This is a genomic window from Pseudomonas guariconensis, assembly GCF_900102675.1.
GTDB lineage: Bacteria > Pseudomonadota > Gammaproteobacteria > Pseudomonadales > Pseudomonadaceae > Aquipseudomonas > Aquipseudomonas guariconensis.
The window spans coordinates 66,224-82,091 of the sequence record NZ_FMYX01000002.1 but is presented as its reverse complement, the minus strand read 5'-3'; the positions used below and the strand labels follow the sequence as shown (position 1 = coordinate 82,091).

Annotated in this window: 15 protein-coding genes; 6 read left to right on the top strand and 9 right to left on the bottom strand. The window is 65.5% G+C overall.

Features of this window, described 5'->3' with window-relative positions; genetic code table 11:
• Positions 1 to 45: 45 nt before the first annotated feature.
• The 6 genes from BLS27_RS03275 to cbiE form a co-directional block, all read right to left on the bottom strand.
• Positions 46 to 477 (bottom strand): DUF2946 domain-containing protein, encoded by a 432-nt coding sequence (locus tag BLS27_RS03275; RefSeq protein ID WP_090343150.1) that lies wholly within the window; start codon positions 475 to 477, stop codon positions 46 to 48.
• Positions 478 to 496: 19 nt separating this feature from the next.
• Positions 497 to 979, bottom strand: coding sequence for a copper chaperone PCu(A)C (locus BLS27_RS03270; protein WP_043207941.1), 483 nt, complete (start codon positions 977 to 979; stop codon positions 497 to 499).
• Positions 980 to 1,025: 46 nt separating this feature from the next.
• On the bottom strand, positions 1,026 to 1,415 hold the full coding sequence (locus tag BLS27_RS03265; protein WP_090343148.1) for a DUF2946 domain-containing protein: 390 nt from the start codon (positions 1,413 to 1,415) through the stop codon (positions 1,026 to 1,028).
• Between the two features lie 227 nt (positions 1,416 to 1,642).
• A complete protein-coding gene (locus BLS27_RS03260) occupies positions 1,643 to 2,362 on the bottom strand; it encodes a cobalt-precorrin-6A reductase (RefSeq protein ID WP_043207938.1) in 720 nt (239 codons plus the stop codon).
• A complete protein-coding gene (locus BLS27_RS03255) occupies positions 2,359 to 3,453 on the bottom strand; it encodes a cobalt-precorrin-5B (C(1))-methyltransferase (protein WP_090343145.1) in 1,095 nt (364 codons plus the stop codon). Before BLS27_RS03255 ends, BLS27_RS03260 begins: the two co-directional genes overlap by 4 nt.
• On the bottom strand, positions 3,446 to 4,657 hold the full coding sequence (gene cbiE, locus BLS27_RS03250; RefSeq protein ID WP_090343142.1) for a precorrin-6y C5,15-methyltransferase (decarboxylating) subunit CbiE: 1,212 nt from the start codon (positions 4,655 to 4,657) through the stop codon (positions 3,446 to 3,448). Before cbiE ends, BLS27_RS03255 begins: the two co-directional genes overlap by 8 nt.
• 240 nt (positions 4,658 to 4,897) lie before the next feature.
• Between cbiE and cobG the strand changes: the two genes are divergently transcribed.
• The 6 genes from cobG (at position 4,898) to BLS27_RS03220 (ending at position 10,757) form a co-directional block, all read left to right on the top strand.
• A complete protein-coding gene (gene cobG, locus BLS27_RS03245) occupies positions 4,898 to 6,223 on the top strand; it encodes a precorrin-3B synthase (protein ID WP_244155203.1) in 1,326 nt (441 codons plus the stop codon).
• Complete coding sequence (locus tag BLS27_RS03240; protein ID WP_043207930.1) at positions 6,216 to 6,842, top strand: precorrin-8X methylmutase; 627 nt, start codon at positions 6,216 to 6,218, stop codon at positions 6,840 to 6,842. Before cobG ends, BLS27_RS03240 begins: the two co-directional genes overlap by 8 nt.
• Complete coding sequence (locus BLS27_RS03235; RefSeq protein ID WP_043207927.1) at positions 6,842 to 7,573, top strand: precorrin-2 C(20)-methyltransferase; 732 nt, start codon at positions 6,842 to 6,844, stop codon at positions 7,571 to 7,573. Before BLS27_RS03240 ends, BLS27_RS03235 begins: the two co-directional genes overlap by 1 nt.
• Positions 7,561 to 9,282: a precorrin-3B C(17)-methyltransferase gene (gene cobJ / locus BLS27_RS03230; protein ID WP_043207924.1), complete on the top strand. Its 1,722-nt coding sequence runs from the start codon at positions 7,561 to 7,563 to the stop codon at positions 9,280 to 9,282. The genes BLS27_RS03235 and cobJ overlap by 13 nt, the downstream gene beginning before the upstream one ends.
• A gap of 82 nt (positions 9,283 to 9,364) precedes the next feature.
• Positions 9,365 to 10,051 carry a hypothetical protein gene (locus BLS27_RS03225; protein WP_052352398.1) on the top strand — a complete coding sequence of 229 codons (687 nt, stop codon included), beginning with the start codon at positions 9,365 to 9,367 and terminating at the stop codon, positions 10,049 to 10,051.
• 82 nt (positions 10,052 to 10,133) lie between these two features.
• Complete coding sequence (locus tag BLS27_RS03220; RefSeq protein WP_090343140.1) at positions 10,134 to 10,757, top strand: hypothetical protein; 624 nt, start codon at positions 10,134 to 10,136, stop codon at positions 10,755 to 10,757.
• Between the two features lie 19 nt (positions 10,758 to 10,776).
• Here the strand turns inward: BLS27_RS03220 and BLS27_RS03215 are convergent, their stop codons facing one another.
• The 3 genes from BLS27_RS03215 to purD form a co-directional block, all read right to left on the bottom strand.
• Entirely contained in the window at positions 10,777 to 11,373 is a 597-nt protein-coding gene (locus tag BLS27_RS03215) for a MarC family protein (protein WP_043207917.1), read from the bottom strand.
• Positions 11,374 to 11,517: 144 nt separating this feature from the next.
• Positions 11,518 to 14,289, bottom strand: coding sequence for a hybrid sensor histidine kinase/response regulator (locus tag BLS27_RS03210; protein WP_043207916.1), 2,772 nt, complete (start codon positions 14,287 to 14,289; stop codon positions 11,518 to 11,520).
• Positions 14,290 to 14,421: 132 nt separating this feature from the next.
• Positions 14,422 to 15,714 carry a phosphoribosylamine--glycine ligase gene (gene purD, locus BLS27_RS03205; protein ID WP_090343139.1) on the bottom strand — a complete coding sequence of 431 codons (1,293 nt, stop codon included), beginning with the start codon at positions 15,712 to 15,714 and terminating at the stop codon, positions 14,422 to 14,424.
• Positions 15,715 to 15,868: the final 154 nt, after the last annotated feature.

Genomic DNA, 15,868 nt, shown 5'->3' with positions numbered 1-15,868 from the left:
AGGAAAGAGCGCGAAGCCTCCAGGCTTCGTGCGATAGCGTTGTGTTCAGGCGCTGATCGAGGCGGGTGGCGCGCGGCTGCGCGCACCAGGGAAGACGGCCTGCCGGGCGTGGCCCTGGTGGGGCGGTACGGGGAGTAGGGCGGGGGGAAGTACGACGCCGGCACTGAGCGGGCTGAGGGCCTGGGGCAGGGCCGGGCAATTGAACAGCAGCGTGCAGTAGCCGCATTTTTCCCAGACCACATGCAACTGGCCGTCGTCGTGGCCATGGTGGTCGGCGCCGTGGTCATGCCCGGCTGCCATGGGCATGTCCATCGGCGTGGACATGTTCATGCCGGCGTGGTGATCCATCGGCATCGACTGGGAAACCAGTGGGCCGATGAAGATCATCCACATGGCGAACAGGCTCAGCCAGCCACCACCCAGGCGCCTGCGATCAGGGCGGGTTAAGCGGGTGAACCGGTCGCGCGGCAGGCTCATGGCGAGCGTCTGTCAGCGGTCAGTGCGTATGGGCCTGGCCTTGCTGGTCGGCGGGCGGCTGCTTTTGCACGGCCACCTCGACGGTGATGTCGCCGGCCTTCTCGAAGTGCAGGGTCAGCGGGAAGCGCTTGCCGTCGATGAGCAGGCTGCGGTCCTTGGGCTGCATCAGCATCACGTGATAGGCGCTGGGGGCGAATGTCAGGTTTTGGCCGGCCGGGACGGCCACGCTGGAGACCTGCTGCATTTTCATCAGGCCGTCAGCGGTCTTGGCGTGCTCGTGCAACTGGGCGTCGTCGGTGATGGGGCTGTCGACCGAGAGCAGGCGGTCGTCCTGCTGGCCGTTGTTGTGAACAACGAAGTAGGCCGCGACGTTGGGGGCATTGGGCGGCAGCTCCAACGACCAGGGATGGGCGATGTGCAGGTCGCCGACGGTGTATTCGTGGGCGTTGGCGAAAGCGCCGGGCAGCAACAGGGCGGCCAGGACGAGGGCTTGCTTGAGCATGGTGAGTCTCCGATCTGTTCAGGTGCGGGCAGACAGCGTGGTCAACTCAGACGATCGGAGAGGCTCGGGGATTGAGCGCCGGCCATAGCTGGCGCGGCGTGGGAGTGTAGGCGGCAGGTGGCGCCAGGTGGCTGCCGAGCAGCAACGGTGGGTTGTGCAGCTGCGGCGGGTAGCCGGGCAGTGCCAGCAGCGGCGCGGCGCCTGAGCAGCACCAGCAGTTCATCAGGCTGGCGGAGTCGTTGCTTTGCGGCCCCAGGTCGATCTTGGCCAGTGCCTGGACATCGACCTTGCCTTTGTTCGCCATGCTCGAACAGAAAGCCCCCCACAGCAGCTGCTCGGCCGGACCTTTGGGCGCGGCGGAAGACAGCGGCATGGCCAGCAGGTTGAACAGCACTGCAAGGCAGGCTATCCAGGCAATGTGCCGACGTGGGGGCATGGGAGAGATCCGGTCAGGAATCAGGTGGCTATTGTAAGGGCGAGTATAGGTAAAAGTGCCGGGGTGCGGTGAAGTGCCGCAGGGGCAGCCCCCTGGAGACGGTACTGCGTGTCGCGCGGCAGAGCCCGCCCGACAAGGGGCACCGCTAAATTTGTGTGAGAGGGGATACCAGCAAGGACGTCAGGCCGCGCTTTCACGTGCCATGCTGGGACCCGATTTTCATTGGACTAAGGCCTGATCGCAGCCATCAGATCAGCCACCTGATCGAAGACGCGATCCACCGCCGGCAACACCGGGCGCTTGAGCACCAGTACCGGTATGCCCTGTTCCCTGGCCACTTCCAGCTTGGGCTCGGTGGCTGTGCTGCCGCTGTTCTTGCTCACCAGCACATCGATCCGGCGCCGTTGGAACAAGGCGCGTTCGTCCATCAGGTTGAACGGTCCACGGGCGCCGATCACTTCGCAGCGCTCGTTGCCTGGGTAGGTTTCGAGGGCGCGTAGGGTCCAGAACTGGTGCGCGGGGATCTCATCGAGGTGTTGCAGGGGCTCGCGCCCCAGGGTGAACAGAGGGCGTTCGAAGGGGGTCAGGGCTTCGATCAGTCCGGCCCAGTCAGCGACTTCGCGCCAGTCATCGCCAGGCTGCGCCTGCCAGGCCGGGCGGCGCAGAGCCCAGCAGGGGATGCCCGCGTAGCGTGCGGCCTGGGCTGCGTTGTGGCTGATTTGCGCGGCGTAGGGGTGGGTCGCGTCGATCAACAGGCTGATCTGCGCCTCGCGCAGATAGACCGCCAGGCCGTCGGCGCCGCCATAACCGCCGACGCGCACCTGGCACGTCAGATCCTGCGGGACGCGGCCGATGCCGGCCAGGCTATAGATATGCTCGGGCCCCAGCTGGCGGGCGATGGCCAAGGCTTCGGTGATGCCGCCGAGCAGCAGGATGCGCGGGCTCATTGCACACCCGCCTTGCCGACGATGCCGCCTTGGCGGTCGATGGCGAACACCTCGACTTGCACCTGCGCGGGCACCACGCTGCGCGCGAAGGCCAGGGCGTGGGCGCACACCGCATCGCCGAGCGGGACGCCAGCCGCGTGGGCCAAGGCCAAGGCCTGCTGACTGGTGTTGGCCGCGATGATTGCCGCTTGCAGGGTGGCGTCGGCGCCGATGTCTGCCGCCCAGGCCGCCAATTGCGGCAGGTCGATGCTCGAACTGCGGCTGTGCAGGTCCATGTGCCCGGCGGCCAGCTTGCTGATCTTGCCGAAGCCGCCGCACAGGGTCAGGCGGGCGACCGGGACCTTGCGCAAATGCTTGAGCACCGCGCCGACAAAGTCGCCCATTTCGATCAGGGCGATTTCCGGCAGGCCGTAGACCTGGCGCATGGTGTCTTCGCTGGCATTGCCGGTACAGGCGGCGATGTGGGTATAGCCATTGGTGTGGGCGACGTCGATGCCTTGTTGGATCGAGGCGATGTAGGCCGAGCAGGAGAAAGGCCGGACGATGCCGCTGGTGCCGAGAATCGACAACCCCCCGAGGATGCCCAGGCGTGGGTTCATGGTCTTGAGGGCGAGCTGTTCGCCGTCGCGCACGTTGACCGTCACTTCGAAGCCACCACCATGGCCGCAGGCGTCGGCGAGCTGTTGCAGGTGCTCGCTGATCATCCGCCGTGGTACCGGGTTGATGGCAGGCTCGCCCACCGCCAGCACCAGGCCGGGACGGGTGACGGTGCCGACGCCCTGACCGGCGACGAAGCGCACGCCAGGCTGCTCGAGCAGCCGCACCTGGGTGTAGAGCAATGCGCCGTGGGTCACGTCCGGATCGTCGCCGGCATCCTTGATCGTGCCGGCCTCGGCACCGTTGTCGGTGCGGCGGCAGAACGCCAGGCGCAGGGTCACCTGCTTGCCCTTGGGCAGCGTGATACGCACGGCATCGTCGCATTCGCCGGTGAGCAGCAGGCGAGCCGCCGCCAGGCTGGTGGCGGTGGCGCAGCTGCCAGTGGTGAGGCCGCTGCGCAGGGGCGCGGCTTTTTCGCGGGTTTCTTCACGCATCGAGGGGCTTCACCACGTCGAGCAGGGTGATCGGCAGAGCCTGGCGCCAGGTATCGAAATTGCCCAACGGCTGGGCATGGGCCACGTGGATGCGGGTCAGTTCGCCGCCATGGGCTTCGCGGAAGTTGGCCAGCGCCAGCTCGCTTTGCAGGGTCACGGCGTTGGCGACCAGGCGCCCGCCGGGGCGCAGGCGCTCCCAGCAAAAGGGCAGCACGCCCTCGCGGGTCACGCCGCCGCCGATGAAGATCGCATCGGGCCGCTCGAGATCGGCCAGGGCCTGGGGCGCTTTGCCACGGACCAGTTGCAGGCCCGGTACGCCCAGGGCGTCGCGGTTGTATTCGATATGGCCTTGGCGGCCTTCATCGGCCTCGATGGCCAGCGTGCGGCAGCTGGGATGGGCGCGCATCCACTCGATGCCGATCGAGCCACAGCCGGCACCGACATCCCACAGCAGCTCGCCCGGTTGTGGCGCGAGGCGTGCGAGGGTGATGGCGCGCACATCGCGCTTGGTCAGTTGGCCGTCGTGACGAAAGGCGCTGTCGGGCAAACCGGTGACAGGCGATAGTCGTGGGGTGTCGATGGCGGCCTGGCAGTCGATGGCGATCACGTTGAGGTCGGCTGTACGCGCATGCGGCCAATCCTCGGCGGTGCCGCGCAGATGGCGCTCCTCGGCGCCGCCCAGATGCTCCAGTACATGCAGGCGGCTCGGGCCGAAGCCGCGTTCGCACAGTTGTCGGGCGACGGCTGCCGGGCTTTGGCCATCATTGCTCAATACCAAAAGGCGCATGCCGCTGTAGAGATGCGCGTTGAGCGCGGCCAGGGGGCGGGCGACGACCGACACCACCTGCACCTCCTGCAGCGGCCAACCCAGGCGCGCAGCAGCCAGTGCGCAGGAGGACGGCATCGACAGCACATGCAGCTCTTCGGCCGGCACCTGGCGGGCAAGGCTTGCGCCCACGCCATAGAACATCGGATCGCCGCTGGCCAATACACACACGGGCTCGCCGCGCAGAGCCAGGACCGGCGCCAGTGAGAAGGGGCTTGGCCAGTGCGAGCGTTCGCCGACCACGCAGCGTGGCAACAGGGCCAATTGGCGCGGACTGCCGAAGATCCGCGAAGCGCTCAGCAGCGCACGCCGGGCTTGCTTGCCCAGGCCGCTGAAACCGTCTTCGCCGATGCCCACTACTGTCAGCCAGGGAGTCATGTGTCTCGTTCCGCCATCTTTGGGGCCGCTTGGCGCCCTTCGCGAGTGAGCCCGCACTCACAGAAGCCGCACAGCCCAAGGGGGGCGGATGATCCTGTGGGAGCGGGCTCACCCGCGAAGAGGGCGACGCGGTCCGGAATTTCTGCTCAATCGCAGTCAATGCTCGACCGTCGGCTTTTCATGCCGCCGGACAAAGCAGGCATAATACCGCGCCTTCTACACTCAAGCGCATTTTCAAGATTGCCGGACGCCCCCTTGAATCAGCCTCTCGTCCCTGCCGTGTCACCCCGCCCCTCGGCTTGCCCGGGGTTGTGGCGCATCGTCGCGGCCCGTGACGGTGGCATCTGCCGGATCAAACTCCCCGGAGGCGTGCTGCTGGCCGACCAGGCCGAGGCTGTGGCGACGGCGGCAGAGCGTTTCGCGGGCGGCGTGATCGAGGCGACCAATCGCGGCAATCTGCAAATCCGCGGCATCGGCGCGGACCACGCTGGCCTGATCGAGCATCTGTTGGCCGCCGGCCTCGGCCCGCGCGAAGCAGCAGGCGACGATGTGCGCAATGTGATGCAAAGCCCGCTGGCCGGGCTCGACCCTGACATGCTCATCGACACGCGCCCCTTGTCCGAGCAATTGCTGCACCTGCTGGAGACCACCCCGCGCTTGCATGGACTGTCGGCCAAGTTCGCTGTGCAGCTCGATGGCGGCGAGCATCTGGCAATGCTCGAACACCCTCACGACCTGTGGCTTTCGGCAATGATGCTCGACGGCCGCGCCTGGTATGCCTTCGGCTTGGCCGGCTGTCCGGCCAGTGGCCAGGTCCTGGGCGCCGTGCCGGCCGAGCACGGGCTAACGCTGGTTCATGCCGTGCTGGAGCGCTTCCTGGACCTGGCCGAGCCAGCGCAGTCGCGAATGCGCCAGTTGCTCGAGGACTGCCCCGCTGAACGTTTCGTCGACAGCCTGGGCCTGGAGATTCGGCGCGATGGCGCAGTGCTGGGTTGGCGGCGTGCGCCGGCCACTGGCGACTGGCTGGGGCCGCTGCCTCAACGCCAAGGCATGGCCTGGGGTGTCGCCCCGCCATTGGGCCGGCTGACTCCGGTCATGTTGCGCAGCCTCGCCAGGCTGGCCCGTGATGCCGGTGACGGCAGTCTGCGCGTGAGCCCCTGGCAGAGTCTCGTTTTGCCCAATGTCGACCTGGCGATGATCGACCGGGCCGAGTTGAACCGTCTTGGGCTGATCTGGGATGCCGGCCAGCCCTTGGCCCGCCTGACCGCCTGCACCGGCGCCGCCGGCTGTGCCAAGGCCCTGGCCGATACCAAGGCCGATGCCCTGATCATCGCTTCCTTGCTGCAAAAAGGTGGCCCCGGCAGTGTGCATGTTTCCGGCTGCCTGCGTTCCTGTGCCGTGGCTCATGTCGCCCCGGCCACCTTGCTGGCCCGCTCTGCGGGCCGTTATGACCTGTATTTGCGCGACGCGAACCAGCCAGGCTTCGGCAGGCTGCGTGCGCGCGACCTTTCCCCAGAAGAAGCAGGCGCCATGCTCGACCTGCCGACGGAGCACCTTGATGATTGACTACATCCGCGATGGTCAGGAGATCTATCGCAATTCCTTCCGGATCATCCGCGAGGAAGCCCGGCTCGAGCGGATCCCCGCCGACCTGGAGAAACTCGCCGTGCGGGTGATCCATGCCTGCGGCATGGTCGATGCCATCGATGGGTTGCAATTTTCCGAAGGCGCCGGCACTGCAGGTCGACAGGCGCTGGCCAACGGTGCGCCGATCCTGTGCGACGCGCACATGGTCGCCGAAGGCGTGACCCGTGCGCGCCTGCCGGCCAACAACCAGGTGATCTGCACCCTGCGCGACCCCAGCGTGCCCGACTTGGCCAAGAAGTTGGGCAACACCCGCTCGGCGGTGGCGCTGGAACTGTGGCGTCCGCATCTGGAAGGCAGCGTGGTGGTGATCGGCAATGCGCCGACCGCGTTGTTCTACCTGCTGGAAATGCTCGATGCCGGTGCGCCCAAGCCTGCGCTGATCCTTGGTTTCCCGGTCGGTTTCGTGGGCGCGGCGGAGTCCAAGGCGATGCTGGCCGCCGACAGCCGTGGTGTGCCGTTCGTGATCATGCAGGGCCGTCTGGGCGGCAGCGCGATGGCCGCCGCCGCGGTCAACGCCCTGGCCACGGAGGTGGAATGATGCAGCCACGCGGACGTCTGTTCGGCCTGGGCGTGGGCCCCGGTGACCCCGAGCTGATCACGGTCAAGGCCCTGCGCCTGCTGCGCGAGTCGCCTGTGGTGGCCTACTTCGTGGCCAAGGGCAAGCGCGGCAATGCCTTTGGCATCATCGAAGCGCACCTGCAGCCTGAGCAGACCTTGATGCCACTGGTGTACCCGGTGACCACCGAGGTGCTGCCCGAGCCACTGTCCTATGAGCAGGTGATCAGCGACTTCTATGACGAAGCCGGCGTGCAGGTTGCCGAACATCTGGATGCCGGTCGCGACGTGGCGGTGATCTGCGAGGGCGACCCGTTCTTCTACGGTTCCTACATGTACCTGCACGACCGCCTGGCCCAGCGCTACGAGACCCAGGTGATCCCAGGCGTATGCTCGATGCTCGGTGGCGCCTCGGTGTTGGGCGCGCCACTGGTGTATCGCAACCAGAGCCTTTCGGTGCTTTCCGGCGTGCTGCCCCATGAGGAGCTCAAGCGTCGCTTGGCCGATGCCGATGCGGCGGTGATCATGAAACTGGGGCGCAACTTCCCCAAGGTGCGCCAAGTGCTCGGCGAATTGGGCCTGGCTCAACGTGCGCTGTATGTCGAGCGCGCGACCATGGCCAACCAGAAGATCGTGCCGCTCGATGACGTGGACCCGCAGTCCTCGCCGTACTTTTCCTTGATCGTCGTACCGGGTGAGAAATGGCAGGGATGAACATCGGCAAGGCACCCGCAATCGTCATCCTTGGCCCCGGCAGCCTGGCGACGGCGCAGCGCATCCAGCTGTGTTATCCACAGGCGAAGATCCTGGGCCTGGCGGGTCGGGTGGAGGGCGTGGACGCTCACTATGAACATTTCGGTGACACCCTGCGCCAGCTCTACCAGCAGGACACCCCGATCATCGCCCTGTGCGCTGCCGGCATCGTGATCCGCACCCTGGCCAGCCTGCTCACCGAAAAAGGCGCCGAGCCGCCGGTATTGGCCGTGGCCGAGGACGGCAGCGCTGTGGTGCCGCTGCTCGGCGGCCTGTCGGGGGTCAATGTCATGGCCCGGGCGATCGCCCAGGCGCTGGACGTGGCTGCGGCCATCACTACCAGCGGCGAGCTGCGCTTCGGCACTTGCCTGCTCAATCCCCCCGAGGGCTACGCCCTGGCGGACCTGGAGCAGGGCAAGCGTTTCGTCTCCGACCTGTTGGCGGGCGAGTCGGTGCGGGTCGAAGGCGATGCGCCCTGGCTCGACCAGGCGCAATTGCCGCAGCACGACCAGGCCCGGCGCATCATCCGTGTGGGATGCGAAGCGCGTCCGGCCTGCCGTGACGAGCTGCTTATCCATGCCCGCTCGGTGTTGGTGGCGGTCGACGGCGCGGCGCCTGATCTGGCAGAGCGCGTGCCTCAGGCGTTGGCCGAGGCAGGTATCGCCCAGGCCGCGTTGGCCTGCCTGTTGGCCGATGAGCACTACATGGCCGAGCCAGCCTTGCACGAGGCGGCCCAGGTGTTGGGTGTCGCCCTGCGTTTCGCGCCAGCGGCTGGGCGCCTGTCCGAGCAGGTCGAGCAGGCCGTGCCAGGGGCGCGCCTGATCGAGCAGGGCGATGTGGTGATCGCCGTGGCACCAGCGCCGATCGAGCCGGCCCAGGTCGGTCGCGGCCGTGGCCGCCTGGCAGTGATCGGCCTCGGCCCCGGCGCGGCCGACCTGATGGTGCCTGCGGTCAAGGCAGAGCTGGCGCGGGCACAGGATGTGCTCGGCTATGAAACATACGTGCGCATGGCCGGCCCGTTCCGCGCCGACCAGGTGTTGCATTGCACCGACAACCGCGAAGAGATGCAGCGTGCCCGACACGCCTTCGAGCTGGCAGCCGAAGGGCGTTCGGTGGTCGTGGTGTCCTCGGGTGATCCGGGCGTGTTCGCCATGGCGGCTGCCGTGCTCGAAGCCTTGCACGAATCCAGCGACCCCGCCTGGCACCGGGTGGACCTGCAGATCCTGCCCGGCGTCTCGGCATCGCTGGCCACCGCTGCCCAGGCCGGTGCGCCGCTGGGGCATGACTTCTGCGTCATGTCCCTGTCGGACAACCTCAAGCCCTGGTCGATCATCGAAAAGCGCCTGGACCTGGCCGCCCAGGCCGATCTGGTGCTGGCTTTCTACAACCCTATCTCCAAAGCTCGCCCCCACCAGTTGGGGCTGGCGCTGAGCGTCGTTCGCAAGCACCGCGAGGCGAGTACGCCCGTCGTGCTGGGCCGTGACATCGGGCGCCCGGGGCAGTCGCTGCGGGTGGTCACCCTGGGCGAGCTGGTGCCGGCGATGGTGGACATGCGCACGATGGTACTGATCGGCTCCTCGACCACCTGTACCTTCCCACGCGCAAACGGCGGCGAATGGGTCTATACCCCGCGTTGGTACCCGCTTAAGCCCAACCTCCTGGAAGCATGACCTGCTGAACTACTCATCCCTACATGCATAGTCTTCGAGTCCTACCCGGTATCCGCCGGGTTCCGACTCAAGGATTTGCATGATGAACGACAAACTGATTACCGATACAAACTCCGCCGCTGTGGTGGAGCAATCGCTGATGACATTCGCTGCTGGGATGAGCCTGCAGAATCGCATCGATGTCATGAGCTCCTACCAGTTCGCATCGCTGGTCGCCTCCAAACTTTATGACAGCGAAGACCAGAGCGAGCAGTGGTACAAGCAGAACCTCAAGGTCATGGAAGACCTGGGCTGGCTGACAGTGCGCCGAACCTACGAGCGTGAACACTCCGGCGAGCAATCGCTCGTTCTGGGCGCCATCGCCTTCAAGGCGATGAAGGTTGTGGGCCAGGCTGTCTTCGGCGGCCCCGTCACTGAGGCGATTAGCAAGATCGCCGAGTCGGCGCTTGATGGGCTGGGAAAGTTCACCGAAGCCCAAGAACTCTTCAAGCGCAACTTCAAGGATAAAATGGCGGGCACTGTTGGCTTGACGGCTTGTCTCGAGACGGATGACGGGCGGCTGATGATGGTGCAAACCGCAGTCAGTACCAAAGGCATGGTACGGGATCTGGACACGATCGCGTTCGAGTGGAAAAACAACGCTGCCTACCACTACTCGGGTACCGCGTTTCTGACGTTCAACACCCAACACTACGCCCGCGTGCGCGAGCATGTGGAAAAGCGGCTGGGTGATCGCCGATTCGACAATGTACTGCAATACGATTTCTGACGCCCGGTACCTGCTTTGCGCGTAGCGTCTGTAGGTACTACGTGGGAAGCATGCCTTGTACGGCCCAACGAGGATATGCATCGTGAACAAGCATCGAGCTGCAGTGGCAGGTAGCAGCCTGGTCGCTTTCCTGCCAGGCATCACCTTGGCGCAGCGCCAAGCGGTTTTGTCGGCAGCGCTGATGGCGGAGCGGGTGACGCGTACCGACCATGACGAGGGGCTGGTGACCGACTGGTTCAGCCATTACCGCAGGCAACTGCAGTTTTATGGTTGGGACGCGGTATCGGCGCAGCAGGTTCATTGGCCTGAGCTCGAGCGCCCCGGCATAGTCAATGCCGCGCTGCGCCGTATAGAAGCCACGGCCGGTGAACGTTATTCGACCGCCGTGAAGCTGGCGATGAACGGTTTGGCCTTGAACGACTGGCCGCTGTTGAATTTTGAGCAGCGCACTCGTGAGCGCGGAGTATTCCAACTACTACCCTGTGCTCCCGGGAAACCCGGATATGTTGATCTGGTGCTTTACCACGAGCGTTGTGAGACCGATACGCTGGGTACTGGATTTCTGTTTCGCAACCGGCAGGAAACCCGGGTTCAGGCCGAGCTCGTCCGTTTCAACACGCGCCTGTTCGATCAGCAGTTTCGTGAGTTGGTGGAAAGGCGCCTGGAGAAGATCGCCCGGCAGCAGATCCTTTCCTTCGAAATTTGAGACCATGGGCTCATTCCGGTCAGGGCACCAGATAACCTTTGATCCCAGTGAAGATGATCTGTGCGGCCAGGGCGCAGACGAACAGCCCCATCAGGCGGCTGACGATCTGCAGGCCTTGGTCGCCCAGGATCCGCTCGATGCGGTTCGACAGATACAGCACCAAGCCAACCGTGAAGCTCGCCAGCGCGATACTGACGATGGCCAGCAGCTTGTCGTCCCAGTGCGGTTGGCCAACGCCCATCACCAGCAACGCACCGATGGTGCCGGGGCCGACGGTGAGCGGGATGGTCAGCGGAACGATGGTCACGTCCTGTTGCACGTTGTCAGCCTGGACCGCTGCCTTGCCCTGGGCCATGCCCAGCGCCGAGATGAACAGCACGCTGCCGGCGCCGATACGGAAGGCGTCGGGGGTTATGCCGAATACGCCGAAGATGGCACGTCCGAACAGGTAGAGCACCACGCTGGCCACCAGTGCCGCGATGGCCACACGCCAGGCAAGCTGCTTGCGCTCCTTGCTGGAGTAGCCGCGGGTCAGGCTGATGAAGCAGGACAGCACGAAGAATGGGCTGTAGAGCACGAGCATTTTCAGGTAGACGCTGAACAACTCATGGAGCATGGCGCAAATCCATGGCGGTGAGGGTGTGGGCAAGTGTATCAGGCGCAATGGCGGCGCGGCTTGCGAGGCTCTCGTGCACGAAGCAGGCGGCGCGGTGAATGGCTGCGGCGCAGGCGACACAGCAGCGTTGTTCCTTCAGGGATCTCACGGAGTCTGCAAACGGTCCGAGGCCGCGGCCCGCTTGCTGGCCCAGAACTGGATCAGCTCGCGCAATTGCGACAGCTCCACCGGCTTGGCCATGTGCCCATCCATGCCGGCCTGGCGCGCGCGATCCTTGTGTTCGGTGAGGATATGCGCGGTCAATGCAACCACTGGGGTGCGCTCGCGTTGGTTGGCGGCTTCCCAGGCGCGTAGCTGCTCGGTGGCTGAGAAGCCATCGAGCACTGGCATCTCGCAGTCCATCAGCACCAGATCATAACGCTGCGCTTTCATGGCGCGCAGGGCTTCCTCGCCATTGCTGGCGGTATCTGGCTCGAGGTTGAGCTTGCCGAGCATGCCGCGGATGACCTTGGTGGAAATGCTGTTGTCCTCGGCGACCAGCACACGGAAGTCGCTGGGCAGGTCCAATGGCGGAGGTGGGCCGGGCAGTGTAGGGGCAGGCGGCTGCTCGCGACCGCGCAGGGCGAGCTCTTCGGCCAGCGTGGTCTTGAGGGTATAGCCGGCCACAGGCTTGGCCAGGATGCGCTTGACCCCGGCATTGCGGGCGATGATCTTGCTCGGCGCATTGCTGATGCCGGTGAGCATCACCACCAGGATGTCGTGGTTCAGGCTCGGATCTTCCTTGATCTTGGCCGCCAGCTGCATGCCGGTCATGCCGGGCATGTTCTGGTCAAGCAGCACGGCGTCGAAGTAGTCGCGCAGGTGTGCCTTGGTGCGCAGCAGGGCGAGCGCTTCCTTGCCCGAAGGCACGGCGCTGACGTTCATGCCCCAGGCACTGCACTGCTGCACCAGGACTTTGCGGCAGGTGTCGTTGTCGTCCACCACCAGCACGCGAGCGTCGCGCAGCGGGCCATCGAGGTCGGCCGGAGGCTGCTCCAGGCGCGAGGGGTCCAGCGGCAAGGTCAGCCAGAGGGTGTTGCCCATGCTGGTGCTGCTCTTGATGCCGAATTCGCCCTGCATCAGGCCGATCAGCTGTTTGGCGATGACCAGCCCCAGATGGCCGCCGAGCTTGTTGCTGGAAAGGAACTGATGGCTGTGCAACTGGGCTTGCAGCAAGGCTTCACGCTCGGCGGCGGGCATCGACTCGCCGCTATCCTGCACGGCGATGCGCAGGCGTGGCAGGTCGCCGCGCTGGTCCAGGGCCACCACCAGCAGGATCTCGCCTTGCTCGGTGTTCTTCAGGGCATTTTCCAGCAGGCTCGACAGCGCCTGGCGCAGTCGGGTCGGGTCTCCGCTGATGACTCGTGGCACCTGGGGCTGGGTGAAGCTGATCAGCTCGATGTTCTGCTGTTCGGCCTTGGCCCGGAAAATGTTCAGGCAATCCTCGATCAGGGCATTGAGGTCGAACTGCACATCATCCAGCTCGATCTGTCGGGATTCGAGCTTGGAGATGTCGAGGATTTCATTGATCAGCGTGAGCAGTTCGTTGCCGGCGCTGTGGATGGTCTGCACATAGTCGCGCTGCTTGACCGACAACGGCGTGCCCAGCAGCAATTCGGTCATTCCCAGCACCCCATTCATGGGGGTGCGGATCTCGTGGCTGATCTTGGCCAGGAACTCGGCCTTGGCGTTGATCTCGGCATCGCTGGCAGCCAATGCGCGGCTGGCGCGGAAGCGCTCCTCGCTGATGCGGCGCAGCCGTTCGCTGACCGACAGGTTCAGCAGCAAGCCGCTGGCCACGGTCAGCCCCATCAGGATGAACAGCAGCCATGGGGTCGAGGTGCGCGTCAGGCCCAGCAAGGCCGGCAGCAGCACCAGACCGCCCAGGTTGAATATCAGCATGGCCACGGCGAACAGTCGCGCAGGGCCGTAGCCCTTGTACCAGTGGTAGGCACTGACCAGCAGCATGGTCACGCTGCCGAGCGCGAGCAGGGCGTAGGTCATCAGGTTCAGTGGCAGGGTGTCCACGAACAGCAGCACCAGGCCGCTGACCGCGACGATCAGCATTTCTGCATGCAGCAGCCGGTTGCAGCGGATCGAGCTGCAGGGGGTGAAGAAATGCTGGGTGAAATACAGCCCGGCCAGCCCGGCCAAGACCAAGGTCAGATAGGCGGCGGGGGTCTGAGCGCTGTGCCACAGCTGCCACCAGGGGCCGCTGAGGTTCAGCAGGATCAAGGCGCTGAGCAGCATCAGGCCGTGGTAAAGGGCCAGGATCAGCGTGGTGCTCGAGCGGGTGTAGAGGAAGCGGATCAGGTTGTGCAGGATCAGCATCACCAGACCGCCGAACAGCAGGCCGAACAGCAATGGGCGCGTCTGGTCGGCCGCGGCCCAAGCCGCAGGCTCAAGGCTGATGGCCGGACGCAACTGGTGTTCGGATACCAGTCGCAGGTAGATGTCCAGCGCGCGCGGGCTGTTGGGCAGCGGCAGCAGGTGGTCGCTGCTGCGCAGCGTCGGGCTGGCATTGCCGCCTTGACGACCATGGTGCAGCTGGCGAACGAGCTTGTCGCCATCCAGCGCGTAGAGGTCCAGGCGTGAAAGGTCGGGTGCGAAGACCCGCAGCAATTGCTCCTGCTCACCTGGCTCGAGCCGGTAGTGCAGCCACAGCGCCTGGTCGGCGGGGGCGGCATCGAGTTCGAACAGTTGCAGAGGACTGAACTGGTTGCGGTAGCGGTCCGAGCGGATATCGCTCAGTTGCAGGTTGGCCTGTTCGTCGAGCAGAACGCTCCAGCCTCCACCTTGTTCGGCCGAGGCCGGGGGAAGGCAGAGCAGCGTCAGCAGGCTGACGATCAGGGCAATGGCAATCCGAAGCCGACGCAAGACGAGATCCCTTCCTAGCCGTTGTGCAGGATAACTATGCGCGGGGCGCCAAGACGAAGGCAAGGCCCCGTCGGGGCCTTGTCGACGAGCCGGAGGCCGTGAGCCAGGGGCGTCACGGCGATCCGTTGCAGCTTACTGGTGCTCGCCACGCTCGCGGGCGATCGCACGGTAGCCGATGTCGGTGCGGTAGAAGCTACCGTCCCAGTCGATTTGCTCGGCCAGGCGATAAGCCTGTTGCTGGGCGGCCTCGACGGTGGCACCCATGGCAGTGGCGCAGAGCACACGGCCACCGGCGGTCACGACCTTGCCGTCCTTGAGCGCGGTGCCGGCGTGGAAAACCTTGCCCTTGAGCTTGGCGGCAGCGTCCAGGCCGTTGATCACGGCGCCTTTGGCGTAGTCGCCCGGATAGCCGCCGGCGGCCAGTACCACGCCCAGGCTCGGCTGCGGGTTCCACTGGGCCTCGACCTTGTCCAGGGCCTTGGCGAAAGCCGCCTCGACCAGCAGCACCAGGCTCGACTCCAGGCGCAGCATGACCGGCTGGGTTTCCGGGTCGCCGAAGCGGCAGTTGAACTCGATGACCTTGGGGTTGCCCGCCTTGTCGATCATCAGGCCCGCATAGAGGAAGCCGGTGTAGACGTTGCCTTCCTCGGCCATGCCGCGCACGGTCGGCCAGATTACTTGGTCCATCACGCGCTGGTGCACATCGGCGGTGACGACCGGAGCCGGGGAGTAGGCGCCCATGCCGCCAGTGTTCGGGCCAGTGTCCTTGTCGCCGACGCGCTTGTGGTCCTGGCTGGTGGCCATCGGCAGCACGTTGTGGCCATCGACCATGACGATGAAGCTGGCTTCCTCGCCGTCGAGGAACTCCTCGATGACCACACGCGAACCGGCATCGCCAAAGGCATTGCCGGCGAGCATGTCACGCACGGCGGCTTCGGCTTCCTCGAGGGTCATGGCGACGATCACGCCCTTGCCCGCAGCCAGGCCGTCGGCCTTGATGACGATCGGCGCGCCCTTTTCCTTGAGGTAGGCCAAGGCCGGCTCGATCTCGGTGAAGTTCTGGTAGTCGGCGGTCGGAATCTTGTGACGGGCCAGGAAGTCCTTGGTGAAGGCCTTGGAGCCTTCCAGCTGGGCTGCGCCCTTGGTCGGGCCGAAGCAGTCCAGGCCACGACTGCGGAACAGATCGACCACGCCGGCCACCAGCGGGGCCTCGGGGCCGACGATGGTCATCTGCACGTTCTGCTCGGCGAAGTCGGCCAGTTGCTCCAGGGCAGTGACGTCGATGGCGACGTTCTCGCACTTGGCCTCGATAGCGGTGCCGGCGTTGCCCGGGGCAACATAGACTTTCTCGACGCGTGGGTCCTGGGCGACTTTCCAGGCCAGGGCGTGCTCACGGCCGCCGCTGCCGATGATCAAAACTTTCATGTCAAAACCTCGAATTCTTTCGGACGGGAGGCAAAGCCTCACGCTGTACGAGGTCGCAATGAAGCAGGTAGATGCAAGGCAGGGTCGGTTCCGATGAGCGGAGTTGCCTTCTGGCAATGAGCATCAGCGGAACCGGCCCCAATGCAGCAGATGC